The organism is Dielma fastidiosa, assembly GCF_003475485.1.
Taxonomy (GTDB): Bacteria; Bacillota_I; Bacilli_A; order Erysipelotrichales; family Erysipelotrichaceae; genus Dielma; species Dielma fastidiosa.
This window is the reverse complement of sequence record NZ_QRQL01000012.1, coordinates 26573-42345: the sequence shown is the minus strand read 5'-3', so window position 1 is coordinate 42345 and position 15773 is coordinate 26573. Positions and strand designations below refer to the sequence as shown.

The window sequence follows — 15773 nt, the reverse complement described above, 5'->3', positions numbered from 1 at the left end:
ATGGTTATATATATTATACCATAAGCATCTTACTGATTGAATTTAAAGGTAAAATTTAAGTAATCTTTAGAAATCTTTAAGCTTATCACCGTTAGGTTTTAAGAATGATTTGTTATTCTTAGAGCATGAAATGAGGGATAAGCGATGAAGCAAGTGGATCGTAATATTTTTAAAGGAATATGTGCTGTAATAGCTGGTGGTTTAATCTTATTGGGACTGATTTATTATGGCAAAGACCTGTTCAATCTATTAAGCAATATGGATCAGATGAAGGCCTTCCTTGAACAATTTGGTGCCAGCAGCATGCTGGTGGGTATATTGCTTTATGCCGCTCAAATTCTGATAGCCATTTTGCCGGGTGAAATTATTGAGGTATTGTTCGGTGTCCTTTATGGAAGTATCGGCGGCATGGCTTTCTGCTTAGTAGGCAATCTGATTGGTTCAACATTAATCTTCCTATTAACTAAACGTTATGGCAAAAAATTTGTTCAGCGGTTTATTTCTGAAGAAAAAATGGATAAGATCAGTTTCTTTAAGGATGAGAGCCGGCTGAATGCTGTTACCTTTATCCTGTTTCTGATTCCGGGAACCCCAAAGGATATCTTTACCTACTTATTAGGTTTAACGAATATGAAGCTGTCTACCTTCCTGCTGATTTCAAGCATTGCCCGCATTCCTTCCATTTATTCATCAACTTTGGTCGGTGCTAATCTGGGCAGCAATATGCTCGCTCAGGCAATCTTGATTTATGCGATTACGGGTATCTTCTCCTTAGGCGGCTATCTGTTTTACCGTTTTGTATTTCAGAAAAAAGCGGCGGGAGCCCAAACTAGCGGTATCTAAACAATTGAATCGAGTACATATAACATCTGCAGGTTCTCGCTTGCAGATTTTCTTTGTCTGGGATATACTACAAACAAGGATGTGAGAATATGAATGAGATAACATCAGTGAATAATCCCCGTGTAAAACAATGGGTGAAATATCATGATAAGAAACACCGTGACAGAGACGGACTCTTTTTAGTTGAAGGGGAACATTTGATTCAGGAGGCAATTACCGCCGGTCTGTTAACGGCGCTGATCATCAGCCCTGACTGCCCGTATCAATTTGATTTTGACGGGGAGTGCTATTTGGTCAGTGAGGAAATTATGAAGAAGCTGCGCAGCACCGTTTCGGTTAATACATGTGTGGGTGTCTGCAAGGTTAAGGACAGTAATGTTACGCTTGGTGATAAGGTGATTCTGCTTGATGATGTGCAGGACCCGGGGAATGCGGGAACAATCATTCGAACAGCTTATTCTTTTGGCTTTGACGCGGTTGTCTTCTCTGGCCGCAGCGTTGATATTTATAATGAAAAATTAATTCGCTCAACTCAGGGCGCGCTGTTTCATATGTCAGTATTAAAAGCTCATCTGCCGGATATGATTCATAAGCTGAAGCAGATGGGAACGATAGTATATGGAACTTCACTGCATGAGGCAAAGGGACTTTCAACCTTTGTGAATCAGCAAAAGACGGCGCTGGTTTTCGGCAATGAAGGCAATGGCGTCAGTGAAGCAATCTTAAATCTGTGTGATGATCGTATTTTTATTGAAATGAATCGTTTTGAAAGTTTAAATGTAGCGGTAGCAGCCGGTATTTGCTGTTACGCATTCAGAAAGCAGGACTTATGAGAAAAGTATTAGTAGCTATCCATGGTTTTGGGGATATGCGGCAGGAGAATTTCCGTAACTTGATTGAATGGTCAAAGGGGCAGGACTATGAGCTGGTTACTTTTGATCTTTATGACTTATCCCCGCATCCAATTTGGACTGATTGGCTGAAAAAAGCCATTGAAGTATTAAAGGGCATTGATTTTATGGAGTGTCAGGTTACCTTGTTAGGTTTTTCGATGGGCGGTGTTATTGCCAGTTATTTGGCCGATAAATTTCCGATTCAGAAGCTGATTTTGATTGCACCGTCATTTAAGGTTTATGGCGTAAAACAGGTGCTTTCCTATTGCAATGATTTTAAATTCAAGGAAGGCGGCAAACCGGAAGTCAATGACCGTGATAAGGTACTGCTTGAATATTCGATAGAATTTGCGAAGCTGATTAATATGCTGCGCCCATATCAAAAGAAAATCAATGTGCCGGCATTGGTTATTCAGGGAACGGCGGATGATGTTGTGCCGCCGACGATTGGCAAACGAACCTATCATTTGATCAATCATCCGCAGAAAAGACTGTATCTGATTCCAGAAGGACCCCATGAGCTGTTGGAGGATGAGCGGTGCGGCAGGGAAACCTTTTCAATGATTAAGATGTATATGGATGAGGTAAGGGTATAATCCAGCTGTTTAATGTAATTATTGAATTAAACTTATTATCATGAAGGGGGATGACATTGATGAAAAAGATAATACTATTGTGTTTAGGCATATTTTTATTTGGCTGTACAGCTAAACCAGAATTTGAGGTTAGTGATGAAGTGCATTTTCATCCATTGACAAAATATGATTATGTGATGGATGAATATTTGCTAGAACATCCTGAAACGTTAAACTTTTTAGAAACGGAAGAAAATTTGTATCGCTTGTCCGTTTATCTGTGCGTCAATGCCGGGGGAAATAATGATTATCGTGTTAAGACTGTTGATTTTTCAACGCTTGATGATTACTTGAATGATTATCTTTATGAACCACCCTCAGAATTAGTAACTACTTTTTTATTTGATTTGCCATCATCAGGAAATCAAAGTATTTATAGTACAGATTATATTCTAATCCTTGAAGATAATGAAAAGGAGACTTTAATCGAAGGTCTTAAAGAAATCACTTTCATCATTGATATTATTGATGGTGAGCATGGTTTAACTGCCAAGCAAATAAGTTTATCCAATTTTGTGGATTGATTTTGTAACTTTTGATGTTTTTGGAATATGCAGCGCTTAAGCGGGTATGAATAAGGTGAAAAAGCATTTGTCAAATCCATTTTTTTGGGCTATAATAACAACTGTTAAATACTTTGAGAAGGACTAGTAAACATGAAGATATTCTCTATCAGGGATAAACAGCCACCGACTGCAAGCTGTTTTTAGAGAAAGCTGTTGAATTCACCTTTGAATAGTGGGACTAATCATCCCCCGGGAAACAACCGGTTATCAGGGTAAAAGTGTGTCGCAAGACGAAGCAGGATGGTACCGCGCAAGAGCGTTCCTGCAGGCTTGCGGCTTTTTTATTAGTCGGAAAGGAAAAAACGATGAAAAATTTAGAACAGTTAAAAGAAGAGGGACTTAACGCGATTCGTGAAAGTCAGACACTGGCTGCGCTTCAGCAGCACCGGGTTCTTTATCTGGGTAAAAAAGGACCGATTCAGGAAGTAATGAAATCAATGAAAGATTTGAGTGCGGAAGAACGTCCTAAGTTTGGCGCTGCTGTTAATGAGATCAAGTCGCAGATCGCGGCTGCTATTGAAAGCAAATGGGCTGAACTTGAAGCCAAGGAGATGGAAGATCGTCTTGAACGTGAAAAGATTGATATCACACTGGAGGGCTATCATCCAACCGTTGGCAATCTGCATCCTCTGACGCTTGTTCAGCAGGAACTTGAGGATTTGTTTATCGGTTTAGGTTATACCATTGGTGAAGGACCGGAAATCGAATTTGATTTATATAACTTTGAACGGGCGAATATACCGAAGGGACATCCAGCCCGTGATATGCAGGATACATTCTATATTAATGCTGAGGAGTTGCTGAGAACGCATACGACGGCGATTCAGACGCGTCAGCTGGAAGCCTATGCACCTAAGCTGCCGATTAAGGTTGTTTGTCCAGGTAAGGTTTACCGCCGCGATGATGATGATGCGACACATTCTCATCAGTTTACACAAATGGAAGGCTTAGTTGTTGCGGAGAATATTACCTTATCTGATTTAAAGGGTACCTTAGAGTTTATGGCGAAGAAAATGTTTGGTGAAAAGCGTGTTATCCGTTTCCGTCCGAGCTATTTCCAATTCACTGAGCCAAGCGTAGAGGTTGACGTAAGCTGTCATATCTGTAACGGCAAGGGCTGTCCGGTATGTAAGGGAACTGGCTGGATTGAAATTCTCGGTGCTGGTATGGTACATCCAAATGTATTGGAGATGGCTGGCTATGATTCAAAGAAATGCAGCGGCTTTGCTTTTGGGGTTGGTATTGAACGTGTTGCCATGCTGAAATATGGTATTGATGATATCCGTCATTTCTATACGAATGATCTGCGTTTCTTAAAGACATTCACACGGTTTGAGTAGGAGGTATGTATGTTAACAAGTAAAAAATGGCTGAGCCAATATTTAGATTTAAGTGATATTACACCAGAGGTTTTGGCTGATAAGCTGACAACCGCTGGCAATGAAGTTGAAGGTTTGGAAAAGATGGCTCAGGGAAGCAACCTGATCATTGGTAAGGTATTGGAATGCAGCGACCATCCAGATTCCGACCATCTGCATGTCTGCAAGGTTGATCTTGGCGATAAGGTTGATACTATTGTCTGCGGCGCACCTAATGTAGCGGCAGGACAAAAGGTTATCGTAGCGCTGCCGGGAGCAAAGCTGCCGGGCGGTGAAATTAAGAATGGCGTGATTCGCGGCGTTGAGTCAAATGGCATGATCTGTTCGCTGCTTGAATTAGGGGTTGATGCGAAACAGCTGAGTGAAGAAAGCAAAAATGGCATTGAGGTTTTAGGTGATGATGCAGTTGTCGGTGATTGTGATCCGCTTCATTATTTAGGCCTTGATGATACATTGCTTGATGTCGGACTGACACCTAACCGCAATGACTGTCTGGCTTCTTGGGCATTAGCTAAAGAAGTAGGCGCTATTCTGCACCGTGAAGTACAGCTGCCTGAATGTGAAGGCGCTGCCAATATTGGTGTGCCGACAAAATTAAAGGTATCCAGTGAAACTTCTAAATGTCCGATTTTCTTAGGCAAAGTTATTGGCTCTGTAACGATTAAACCATCACCAAAATGGATGCAGGAGCTGCTGCATGCCGCCGGTGTTAAATCAATCAATAATGTTGTTGATATTTCAAACTTCGTGATGCTGGAAACCGGCCAGCCGACCCATTTCTATGATGCCGCGAAAATGCATCAGGAAATCATCGTTAAGGATGGCTTTGATACAACGTATACCGCTTTGGATGGCGTCGACTATAAGATTGAACCAGAAGATATCATGATTACGACTCAGGGTAATCCAGTAGGTATTGCCGGTATCATGGGCGGTGATGACAGTAAAATCGATGAGCAAACAAAGGGGATCATTATTGAGGTTGCGACTTTCAATTATGTTCAAGTCCGCAATACAGCCCGCCGTTTAAATATCACTTCTGATGCGGCAGTCCGCAATGCGAAGGAAATTGAACCGATGGCAGTTTATAAAGCAATGGATCGCTGTGTTCAATTATTGATTGAATATGCGGATGCAAGCTTGATTGAAGAAACTGCTCAATATGGCACGAATAACTATGTACCGGCTGAATTTACAGTAAATACGGATTCAATCAATCATCTGTTAGGCACTGATTTTAGTGAAGATGAAATCATGACAGAATTAAAATGGCTTGATCTGAAACCTGAAAAGGCAGGCAATGATATTAAGGTCAGCATTCCAAGCTATCGTACTGATTTAAAAATCGAAGCAGACATCGCGGAAGAAGTTATCCGCCTGATCGGTTATGACCGTCTGCCATCGACTCTGCCGACGATGAGTATGACTGTTGGCGCGTTAGATAATCGTCAGGCCATGCGCAGAAGAATTCGTTCAATGTATGTCAATATGGGCTTGAATGAAACTGAAACCTATACGCTGGTCAGTCAGAAGCATTTAGATCATGCGATTCTGCCGATTACGCCGGCTGTGGAATTGGCTTCACCGATGAGTGAAGACCGCAAATACATCCGTTCTTCAATTTTACCGAGTATGCTTGATGCGGCTGCTTATAATAACAATCGTTCAATCAAGGATCTGGCATTCTTTGAAATTTCCAATGTTTATGCAAAGGATGTTGTCGAGGAACGTCTGGCACTAGTGATGAATGGTTTAATGCATAAGAGCCGCTGGCAGAAAATGAGCGTACCGGCTGATTTCTATACGATAAAGGGCTTGATTGAAACTATGCTGAGTCAGCTGGGCTATGAGGGAAGCCGTGTAAGTATTAAAGAAAACAAATTGGATACAACGCATTTCCATCCATATCGTTCAGCCTGCATCTATATCGGCAAAGAACTGTTTGGCATCTTTGGACAGATTCATCCGCAGATGGCTAAGGATTTTGATGTACCTAAAGAATTGGTAATGTTTGAAGGTAAGCTTGATGTACTGCTGAATAACAAACCATCAAAGGTAAAATATACACCGATCTCTAAATATCCGGCAGTTACCCGTGACCTTGCTTTCGTTGTAAAGGAAGATGTTAAGGTAGCTGATATCGTAGAAGCAATCCGCAAATGCGGCCGTCAGATTATTAAGGGTATCGAAGTATTTGATGTTTACACTGGTGAACATGTCGAGAAAGGCTTTAAGTCAATTGCTTTATCAATCAATTTCCAATCTGATGAAAAGACATTGACCGATGGGGAAATCAATAGTGTTCATGAAAAGATTCTGGCTGCATTAAAAGCAGAGCTGAATGCAATCTTAAGAGGTTAATTAAATAAATAAACCGCAGTGTTTGAGGCTGCGGTTTTGCTTTTTTCTGCTTGATTTGGCCGGCCAGTTTAATATAATGTAGATAACTATGTTGGGGGAGGTGTTTATGATGAGAAAAGTGCTGTCTGTTTTATTAATTATGTTACTATCCGGCTGTATGATGCAGGAAAAAAATCAGGAAGCTTTAACGGAAGTGCCAACCCTTGAAACGTCGAGTTATCTAAGTGATGAAATGAAGGAAAACGCAATAAAGTTAACGTTTCAAGCAAGTTTTGTTAAGGGTTTTGATGATATGAAATTACAAGTTGAGAATTGTTCAGATATTGTCTTAGCGGCTGTTGTATCTTTAGATGGCGCGGATACGATTTATCCTGATGGCAGTAAATCAATCCATGGTTATACTTATGGTGATTTTGTCGTTTATGATGTTTTGAAAGGAAACTTATCGATGGGTGAGGTGGTTCAGTATGCCCGCAATGGCGGTGTGATTACTCAAGCACAATATGATAAACTGCGGCCTGCTTCATCACTTGAAAAAGCAGAGGCTTTACGTGAACAGAATGGTTTTGACGAAGATTTATCCGAATTATTTATCGATACATTGATTGAGGGAGATGTACCCATTGAGGCTGGCAAGACATATCTAATGATTCTGCAATATGATGAGGCGAATGATTTATATCAAGTGATTGATTATATGTATGGTCTGCGTGAGGCATCACTGCCTCAGCGTGAAGCCATACCGCTTGAATTGTCAGAGGCAGATTTATCCGGCTTGCAGATCATGAATAATGTGACAGGTGAATTTGAATCATATGATGAATATTTGGAAACATATGGTTTGAAAAGTAAAAATATGCTCAACGGTTTGTTTCTAAGCCATAAAACTTAATGACACTTTTGCTATATTCATGGTCTTTTTGTTGATTGAATGCTATACTTATACCATGAGGTGATAGTATGCGTATACGTTGTAAATATTGCAAAACATGGTTCGATACAAAAGATAAATATTGTCCATATTGTTATGCAAGAGTCAGGGAAAATGATTCTGTTTCACTGAATGACGGCCGTGCTAAAGCTGCTATTTTCAGGCATGCTGACAGTCATTTAGAACAAAACTCAAAATATGTTAGGGAAACTGGTAAGGAAGCTAAACCATGCACTGCTAATATGGTAAATGATCCATACAGCAAATCTGCCGGTCATTCAAATACTCATAGCAGCTACTCTTCAGCAAATAGTGATCGTTACGCTAAAACAGCGAACTCACGGTCAATGAATGAACGTAAGCCAGTTAATCGCCGGCCTGCAAATCGGCAGCAGGGAAATTCCATTTCTAAAATCATTGGTTGGGTCATAATTATCTATGTGCTGATTCAAGTGTTTTCGGTACTGGCGGCACTCCTATTCTTTTAACGGATTGAAAGATCCGTTTTTTGTGTTTAATGTTGTTGTTTTGTTGTGAATAGGATAAACTAGTGAAGTGTAATTAAGTTTAGAGGATGATTATATGAAAATAAGTAAGTTTTTTAGTTTAATGCTTTGTCTTTCTCTGGCATCAGCTTGCAGTGCCAGTCAATATACTCAAGCTCGTCAAACCGGCTATCAAAATGATCATGAATTAAGAAATCATGTTAAATTATGCCATTTCGCAATCCCGCAGTCTTATGGAGAACCAGTGCCTAGAAGTGAAGCGGTTGAGAATAGTTATTTTGATGACGCGGCTTTTGCCGGTGATTCACGCATTGCCGGTATCGCTGAACTTTATGTATTAGCTGACACCACGGCAAGAATCTATGGCTCTGTCTCATTGGATGTCAGCAAGGCGACAATGCGTACCGTATTCCCTTTGGATAATGGCGGTATGGGTACGATGATTGACGCACTTGCGCAGACACCTGTTCAAAAGATTTATTTAAGCTTTGGCTTAAATGAATTAGGCTGGTATGTCATGGATATCTTTAAAGAAGATTATATCGATATTGTCAATCAGATCAAAGCCCTGCAGCCGCAGGCACAGATTTATCTGCTTGATGTTTATAACTTTTCAAAAAGCCGTGAATTTGAAAATGATTATACAAATCTTGATAAATTGAAACTGATTAATGATACAATTAAAGAGGTTGCGGCAGAAACTCAGGTGAATCTGATTCACAGTAATTCAATGTTTGAATCAGAGGATACATATCTGCCTGATGAATGGACCAGTGATGGTTATCATTTAAACAAAGAAGGCTTTAGTCATTGGCTGACGATGATTAAAGAACATGTGAATAAAGGAGAGATTTTATATGAAACGAAGCCTTGCGCTGATTAGTTTATGTCTGCTTACTGGCTGCAGCAGTAACCAAAGCAAAGAAATCGATATTGATAAGACAGCTGAAACAATGATTAGTGAGTATTATAATGATGAGATGATCAAGGCAAATGATGATCAAATCCGCAGTATTCTGATGATTGATATGGCGAAGAATACATGTGCAGTTTATGTTTCAAGCAGTAATGAAACAAATGAATTAGCTATTTGCAAAGGTGAAGATGAGGTACTTAAAAAAGCCTTTGAAGAACGCCGTGATTATAATCTGACCAGTGCTGAAAACTATTTCCCAGAGGAAGCTGATAAGATTAAAAACAGTGTCATTGAAAAGGTTGGCGATGCTTGGGTTTTGATTACTAATGATAATAGTCAGGATGTTTTAGAAGCAATCAAGGCTTCATTGTAGTGTCAAAGACTCAGTTTTAATGATTTTATAGGCGATTTCATCAGTTTATGTTGATTTTTATTTGTAGTCATGGTAAATATTTGCTATAATAAAATGCGGAAATTCAATAAAAATCTGGAAGGTGATTAAAATGGGTAGACATTTTGAAGTAAGAGCGGCAGCAATGGCTAAAACGTCAGCTGCAAATGCAAAGTTATTCTCAAGATTCAGTAAAGAAATCTATATGGCAGCAAAAGCGGGTGAACCTGATCCTTCAATGAACCAAGGATTAAAAAAGGTTATTGAACGTGCGAAGGCTAACAATGTACCGGCTGATGTAATTAAAAGAGCAATTGACAAGGCTAAGGGCGGTTCGACTGATTCTTATACCAGCTCAACTTATGAAGGCTTTGGAGCTGGAGCATCTACGGTTATCATTGAATGTTTAACAGATAATCAGAATCGTACAATCGCGTCTTTAAGAGCATGCTTCAATAAGGCTAAGGCTAAAATTGGGGTTGCCGGCAGTGTATCTTTCAATTATCAGCATGTAGGTAATTTAGTAATTGCTTATACTGACGAAGAAGCAATGCTGGATGCGCTGATTATGGCTGATGTAAATGTGCTGGAGCTTGAAGTTGAAGGTGAATACATGAATATCAATGTAGAGCCGTCAGATTTATATAAGGCTAAAGAAGCAATTGAGGCATTAATTCCTGATGTGAAATTTGATGTATTAGAGCTGACAATGATCCCTAATGAATATTGCACATTAGAGGGTGATGATAAGGAATTATTCCAGCGCCTGCTTACTTTGCTTGATGATGTTGACGATGTGCAGAATGTTTGGCACAACGTTGAAAATATCGACTAACACTCTGCGGAGTGTTTTTTCTTATGCAAATCAGAAAAGCATGTGAACAGGATATACAAGACATCGAGGCGGTATTGCTGGATGCTGTGCGATGGCTCACTTCAATTAATAAACGGGCATGGAGCGAGGAGGATGTGGCTTGGCATACCTTAAGTCAGACACATACTATTGATCAGTTTTATGTAGTGGAAGAAAAGGGCGAGGTTGTCGCGACCTTCCTGTTGTGCGATGCTGATCCAATCTACTGGTCGGAAATAAAACCGGGGCAAAGCTTATATATCCATAAGCTGTGTGTGATGCGTAAGGCGGCTAAATCAATGGCTTCACAGATGATTATGGATTATTTTAAGGCAGAAGGCCGGCGGCTGAAGAAAGATGCGTGCAGACTGGACTGCCGTGCTAATAAGCCTGAACTTAAGCATTTCTACGAGAAGCATGGTTTTCAGCTTGTCGATGAAGGAGAAATTGTGAAGGGTTATTGTACTTCACGCTATATGTATCAACTTGATGATTGATGGGTAAATTATTATCTGCTTTGCCGCTTTGATGTTATAATCATGGAGTGAAAGAAGGCGAGACAATGAAGGTAATTTATCATGTTGATGAGATGGCTAAATGGCCGCTGACCTTAACTAATGTATCAAATATGCTTGCGGTATATAAGCAGCAGGGTGAAGCGTATAAAATTGAGGTGCTTGCTAATAGCGCCGCTGTTAAACAGTATGCGCAGGCTGATGAATTAGAAGAGAAAATGGCAGCCTTGGCAAAGGAAGGTATTCTGTTTACCGCTTGCGGCAACGCGTTGAAAGCGAACCAACTCAATGCCGAGGAGCTGTATCCTTTTGTAGAGGTTGTAAGCGCGGGTGTTGTTGAATTAGCTAAGCGGCAGGCGGAAGGATATGCGTATATTAAACCATAATAAAAAATGAGTGGAGCTTGAATGCGTTCACTCATTTTTTTCTTGTATTCTAAGCGGTGCTGTTACATTTGCTTCAGCTTGATTTTAATCTCACAGTACAAGGTGTTGTACTTCGCAAAAAATTCCCTTGTTCGCTTCTTTAATGAAAATGGTTCATCATCACCAATCATGGCAAATTCATCAAAGAACTTGCGGGCAAAGTAGGCAGACCGCCGGCAATGTGAGGTGCTTGTAACTACGATGATGGAATGTATCTGATGCTGATCACAAAGCTGTTTGGAATACTTAAAATTATCATAGGTATTCATGGCTTTAGTTTCCATCAATATTGGTATCTGCGGATCACTTTGATGAATGTATTTTGCCATTGCCTCGGCTTCACACGTAGCGTTATGTGCTTTACCGCCGCTGATCATGATTAAGGGAGCCTTTTGTTTAGACCATAAATCAAGGGCTTTCTTACAGCGTCTGATTTGGGTTTGACAAAGACTTCCGTCTTCATGCGTCGGACAGCCTAATACAAGGATACAATCGGCATGATCCATGTTTTGCTTAGGTTTGGGAAAATAGATAAAGATCGGCAGCAGCACAAGCATTAACAGAATTAAGTAAATCATTAAAGAATCACCGGTGCTTTCAACTCACGTTCAAGAATCAGCTGACGTTTTTCATCACTGCATGGATAACCGTAGAGCACACTGCTTTTATATTCAATAGTACGGTATGCTTCTGGTATTTGTGTGAATTTAGAAGCAATCAGTACGCCTTGTTCCTTTAATGCTTTTAAATGCGCGCGTCCTTTTTCATTGCATGCCAGTACCCGCAGATAATTCAGCGGCGGTAAATTGTCAATGTCCGCTTTCTTTGTCTGCATCATCAGGTGCAGCATGGTGCGCTGAATTTTTGAACGTGTATAGCGCCTTGATGTGACGGCATTGATAAAATCTTCAAATTCAGGCAGTCTGGTATGTTTGATTAATAGATTTTCAATGCCCTCATCCATCATGAAATATGACGGCAGTGCTGATGAATCCATAGTTAATAAAACCGTTTGAAAATATCGGTAATAATCCTCAAGAAAGATAGGATCAGTAATTTCCATGCATGTCGCATGCTTAATATCAAGCTGATTTTTTATTGCATAGCGAATGGCTGTCGCAGAAGCAATCTGCTTGCTAGTATCCAATTCATGATAATGATTCGTTCGCTGTATGGAATAAGGCCGGATACCGCTGCCTTGCAGGGCGCGGATATAGTTTAAAGCTAGAATATCATTGGCATTGAGTGAGCCATATAAGATCTCATAGGCCTGTACTGGTGAAAGACCGCCCTTCATGGCATCACTCAGATTGACATCAAGCTCAGCCAATTGTTCCAATATTTCTAGATTGTTTGATTCACTGCCAAAGCAGATGCTGTCAACACCTGCTAATTTTAATACGTCAACTGCGCCTTTCGCAAAATAGGCGGCACTTTGCGCTGCATAGACAAAGGGCAGCTCAAGAACTAAATCTACGCCATTTTCAATTGCTGTTTTAGCCCGCTCCCACTTAGTAGTGATTGCCGGTTCGCCGCGCTGCACAAAATGACCGGACATGGTACAAATTAAAAGATCACAGCCGGTAATTTCTTTTGTTTTATTTATATGATGAATATGACCGTTATGAAACGGATTATATTCAGCGATGATGCCTGTTATTTTCATTAAAAAATCCCTCTCGCAATAATGATAGCATAGAAATGGTCAGGTTTCCATATGCGAAAAAAATTCAAAGCCGTGTCAGAGTGAAGCAAGTGTGCTATACTGGATAAGAGGTGGAAGTATGTCAAAAATAAAAAATGAAACAATCACATCGGCTTATGATCAAACTCAGCTGTCTTTGCTAAGTGTTGAGCCGGAAGGTGAAATCAAAGGAATCATTCAGATGGTTCACGGTATGGCAGAGCATAAAGAACGGTATCTTGAAACCATGGAATATTTCGCGGATCATGGTTTTGTCTGCGTGATGCATGATCATCGCGGCCATGGCGACAGTGTAGCTTCACAGGATGATTATGGCTATTTTAATGATATTAATGGCGATGCCGTTGTTGATGATGTAGCGTTGATAACCGATATGCTTAAAGCGCGTTATCCGGGCCTGCCGCTCATTCTGTTTGGTCATTCGATGGGCAGTCTGATCGTTCGTGCTTATATGAAAAGATATGATGATAAAATCAATGGTTTAATTGTCTGCGGATCACCAAGTAAACGGACAACCCTGCCGGCTGAGAAGCTGTTCATTCAGCTGATGATCAAGCTTAAGGGTGAACGTTATCGTTCTGCTTTTATCAATAAATTATCCTTTGGTGCTTATAATAAGCGCTTCAGTCAGGAAAAGTCTGAAAATGCATGGATCTGTTCTGACCCAGAGGTTGTGCGGGCGTATGATGCCAGTGAGAAATGCGGCTTTACATTTACACTGAATGGGTTTATGAATGTATTAAATTTGATGGAGAAGACATATTCTAAGAATTACTGGCAGATGAAGAATCGCTATGTACCAATCCTTTTTATCATCGGCAGCGATGATCCATGCGCGGTGGATATGGAACAGTTCAAAGCAAGCGTTAATTTTATGTGTCAGGTTGGATATGAGAATATTTCGAATAAAATATATCCGAATGTACGTCATGAAATCTTGAATGATTTAAGTAAAAATGAAGTGCGCAGTGATATGCTGGCATTTATTGAACAGGCAATTCAGAAATAAATTCCTACAATTTCGTCATAATCCTCGAAATATTTTGTGAATCAGGTATAATGGATTCACAAAGGGGGCTTGTGTATGGAAAATATTAAGAAGGCTAAAGATGTTTTAAAAGGCATTGCAATCCTAGCTTTAGTCGCGTTGATTGCTTTTGCCGGCGGCCGCTTTTTCTCACCGAGTGCTAAGGCACCGCTTATCACCTCTGACCTGCTGACGACTAAATTGCAGAATGTCAGCGATTTAGCAACGCTTCGCTATAAATATACAAATATGGGTAAATTCGAACAAGCCACCGATTTTTATGGCTGGACGGTACCTTTTATGACAAAGTCATTTATTATTTCCTATGACGGCGTGATTCTGGCGGGGGTTGATCTTTCAGAAGCGGAAATACAGGTTGATGGCAATAAGGTAACAGTGCATCTGCCGGAAGCTAAAATTATTTCGCATGAAATTGATGAAGACAGCATTGAGGTATTTGATGAAACGAGAAATATCTTTAATCAGATAAAAATTACTGATTATACTAACTTCTCCAAGGATCAGAAAGCCAAGGTAGAAAGTGAAGCCATTGCGAACGGTTTGCTGACGGAAGCGATGGATAAGGCTAAAACTGTGATACAGGCACTGCTTGAACAAAGCGGTGAGGCTTATGAAATCGTTTATGAATAAACTATTTGTTTAGTAATGTTAAACTCTTGCCGCCGGTGAGAGTTTTTTGATGTTTTGAAGAGAATCTCAGCGATAATGAATGGCTTCTGAATTGTCATTCTTGTTTAATAATACTAAACAAAAAATTATAATTTATTAAACTTTTGGCTTGAAATCAGCTTTGTTCTATGTATAATAAAAAGCATGTGAAAAGCGGGGTGATGATTTCAGCGATTAACAATGAGGTACTTGTCAGGGACACCTGTGTTTTATGCAGATTGCCAGCTTATCATAAATAAAATCCTTGGGAATAATAAATAAAGAAAGTTGATGTTTGTCAGCAAGTACAACCTGTTTTTAAATTTTTCAGAAAGGGAAATGTTAAAATGAAAAAACTGATTGCTATTTTATGTTGTTTGATGACACTAACTGCCTGTGTAAAGGCGAATGCCGAACCACAGAGTAATTTTACAGATGAGATGAAGCTTGCCTATGGGCAGGATATTTCTTTAGAGGACGGTGCGGATGCCGTTGAACGTTTAGGAGATCATAAAGCTTCTCCGTATTTTACACAGCTTGATTTTTATAACATGGAATCAACTGATACTTTGACGATTCTTCCGCATTTCAAGACGATCCAGCAAAGCTCAGAATGGAGCTGCGGCGTTGCCAGCGCGATGATGGTTCTGGCTTATTATGATAAACTGGGGGATCATGATGAATATTCTTTGGCTCAGCTGCGCTCCAATGGCTTGACACCGGAAGCGACAACACTGCGTCAGGCGATGGAGATTTTTGAAGGTGTCGGCGGTTTTGAATTAGCGACGACCTTTGATTATGGTGATGAGCTTGCGGAAGCATTTACCTTATCGACCATACAAGATTATTTGAAAGAAGGCATACCGGTAATGGTGGCATGGAATGATTGGGGCGGTCACTGGCAGGTAATCATCGGTTATGATACAATGGGGACAGAAACGGAGCAGGATGATGTTTTGATCATGGCTGATCCATATGATACAACGGATCACAATCAGGATGGTTATGTCATTTATCCGGCTGAACGGTTCTATTACAATTTCACGATGTATGACTTCTTTCCGGAAGAAGAACTGAATGATATGCTTTTTATTGCCGCTCGTCCGATTGAATAATCAAATTGCTGATTGTTTTAAAGCCTGCTTTACTGCTTGAACG

General features: G+C 40.2%; 18 protein-coding genes. 16 read left to right on the top strand and 2 right to left on the bottom strand.

Going from position 1 to position 15773, the window contains the following annotated elements; genetic code table 11:
- The first annotated feature begins 144 nt into the window (after positions 1–144).
- From DWZ33_RS16950 to DWZ33_RS16890, 13 genes are all read left to right on the top strand, one after another.
- Positions 145–843, top strand: coding sequence for a TVP38/TMEM64 family protein (locus DWZ33_RS16950; RefSeq protein WP_022938224.1), 699 nt, complete (start codon positions 145–147; stop codon positions 841–843).
- Between the two features lie 89 nt (positions 844–932).
- A complete protein-coding gene (locus tag DWZ33_RS16945) occupies positions 933–1676 on the top strand; it encodes a TrmH family RNA methyltransferase (protein ID WP_118456134.1) in 744 nt (247 codons plus the stop codon).
- On the top strand, positions 1673–2332 hold the full coding sequence (locus DWZ33_RS16940; RefSeq protein WP_118456132.1) for an alpha/beta hydrolase: 660 nt from the start codon (positions 1673–1675) through the stop codon (positions 2330–2332). The genes DWZ33_RS16945 and DWZ33_RS16940 overlap by 4 nt, the downstream gene beginning before the upstream one ends.
- A 59-nt stretch (positions 2333–2391) precedes the next feature.
- On the top strand, positions 2392–2895 hold the full coding sequence (locus tag DWZ33_RS16935) for a hypothetical protein (RefSeq protein ID WP_118456130.1): 504 nt from the start codon (positions 2392–2394) through the stop codon (positions 2893–2895).
- A gap of 347 nt (positions 2896–3242) precedes the next feature.
- Positions 3243–4277, top strand: coding sequence for a phenylalanine--tRNA ligase subunit alpha (gene pheS, locus DWZ33_RS16930; protein WP_026880935.1), 1035 nt, complete (start codon positions 3243–3245; stop codon positions 4275–4277).
- Between the two features lie 9 nt (positions 4278–4286).
- Positions 4287–6677, top strand: coding sequence for a phenylalanine--tRNA ligase subunit beta (gene pheT, locus DWZ33_RS16925; protein WP_118456128.1), 2391 nt, complete (start codon positions 4287–4289; stop codon positions 6675–6677).
- 106 nt (positions 6678–6783) lie between these two features.
- Positions 6784–7569: a hypothetical protein gene (locus tag DWZ33_RS16920; protein ID WP_147352904.1), complete on the top strand. Its 786-nt coding sequence runs from the start codon at positions 6784–6786 to the stop codon at positions 7567–7569.
- 68 nt (positions 7570–7637) lie between these two features.
- Positions 7638–8096, top strand: coding sequence for a hypothetical protein (locus tag DWZ33_RS16915; RefSeq protein ID WP_022938213.1), 459 nt, complete (start codon positions 7638–7640; stop codon positions 8094–8096).
- A 94-nt stretch (positions 8097–8190) separates the two neighbouring features.
- A complete protein-coding gene (locus DWZ33_RS16910) occupies positions 8191–8997 on the top strand; it encodes a GDSL-type esterase/lipase family protein (RefSeq protein ID WP_022938212.1) in 807 nt (268 codons plus the stop codon).
- On the top strand, positions 8972–9403 hold the full coding sequence (locus DWZ33_RS16905) for a DUF4358 domain-containing protein (RefSeq protein WP_022938211.1): 432 nt from the start codon (positions 8972–8974) through the stop codon (positions 9401–9403). Before DWZ33_RS16910 ends, DWZ33_RS16905 begins: the two co-directional genes overlap by 26 nt.
- Before the next feature lie 130 nt (positions 9404–9533).
- Complete coding sequence (locus DWZ33_RS16900; RefSeq protein ID WP_022938210.1) at positions 9534–10256, top strand: YebC/PmpR family DNA-binding transcriptional regulator; 723 nt, start codon at positions 9534–9536, stop codon at positions 10254–10256.
- A 23-nt stretch (positions 10257–10279) separates the two neighbouring features.
- Positions 10280–10771, top strand: coding sequence for a GNAT family N-acetyltransferase (locus DWZ33_RS16895; protein WP_118456125.1), 492 nt, complete (start codon positions 10280–10282; stop codon positions 10769–10771).
- Between the two features lie 65 nt (positions 10772–10836).
- The gene (locus DWZ33_RS16890) at positions 10837–11175 is read left to right on the top strand and encodes a DsrE family protein (RefSeq protein ID WP_118456123.1); all 339 of its coding nucleotides are present in this window, start codon (positions 10837–10839) and stop codon (positions 11173–11175) included.
- A gap of 62 nt (positions 11176–11237) precedes the next feature.
- Here the strand turns inward: DWZ33_RS16890 and DWZ33_RS16885 are convergent, their stop codons facing one another.
- Positions 11238–11792 carry a YdcF family protein gene (locus tag DWZ33_RS16885; protein ID WP_118456121.1) on the bottom strand — a complete coding sequence of 185 codons (555 nt, stop codon included), beginning with the start codon at positions 11790–11792 and terminating at the stop codon, positions 11238–11240.
- Complete coding sequence (locus DWZ33_RS16880) at positions 11792–12880, bottom strand: nucleotidyltransferase (protein ID WP_118456119.1); 1089 nt, start codon at positions 12878–12880, stop codon at positions 11792–11794. The genes DWZ33_RS16885 and DWZ33_RS16880 overlap by 1 nt, the downstream gene beginning before the upstream one ends.
- Before the next feature lie 118 nt (positions 12881–12998).
- On the opposite strand from DWZ33_RS16880, the gene DWZ33_RS16875 reads away from it, so the two are divergent.
- The 3 genes from DWZ33_RS16875 (at position 12999) to DWZ33_RS16865 (ending at position 15730) form a co-directional block, all read left to right on the top strand.
- A complete protein-coding gene (locus DWZ33_RS16875) occupies positions 12999–13928 on the top strand; it encodes an alpha/beta fold hydrolase (protein WP_118456117.1) in 930 nt (309 codons plus the stop codon).
- Positions 13929–14003: 75 nt separating this feature from the next.
- On the top strand, positions 14004–14597 hold the full coding sequence (locus DWZ33_RS16870) for a DUF4230 domain-containing protein (RefSeq protein WP_118456115.1): 594 nt from the start codon (positions 14004–14006) through the stop codon (positions 14595–14597).
- Positions 14598–14962: 365 nt separating this feature from the next.
- The gene (locus tag DWZ33_RS16865; RefSeq protein ID WP_118456113.1) at positions 14963–15730 is read left to right on the top strand and encodes a papain-like cysteine protease family protein; all 768 of its coding nucleotides are present in this window, start codon (positions 14963–14965) and stop codon (positions 15728–15730) included.
- The last annotated feature ends 43 nt before the right edge of the window (positions 15731–15773 follow it).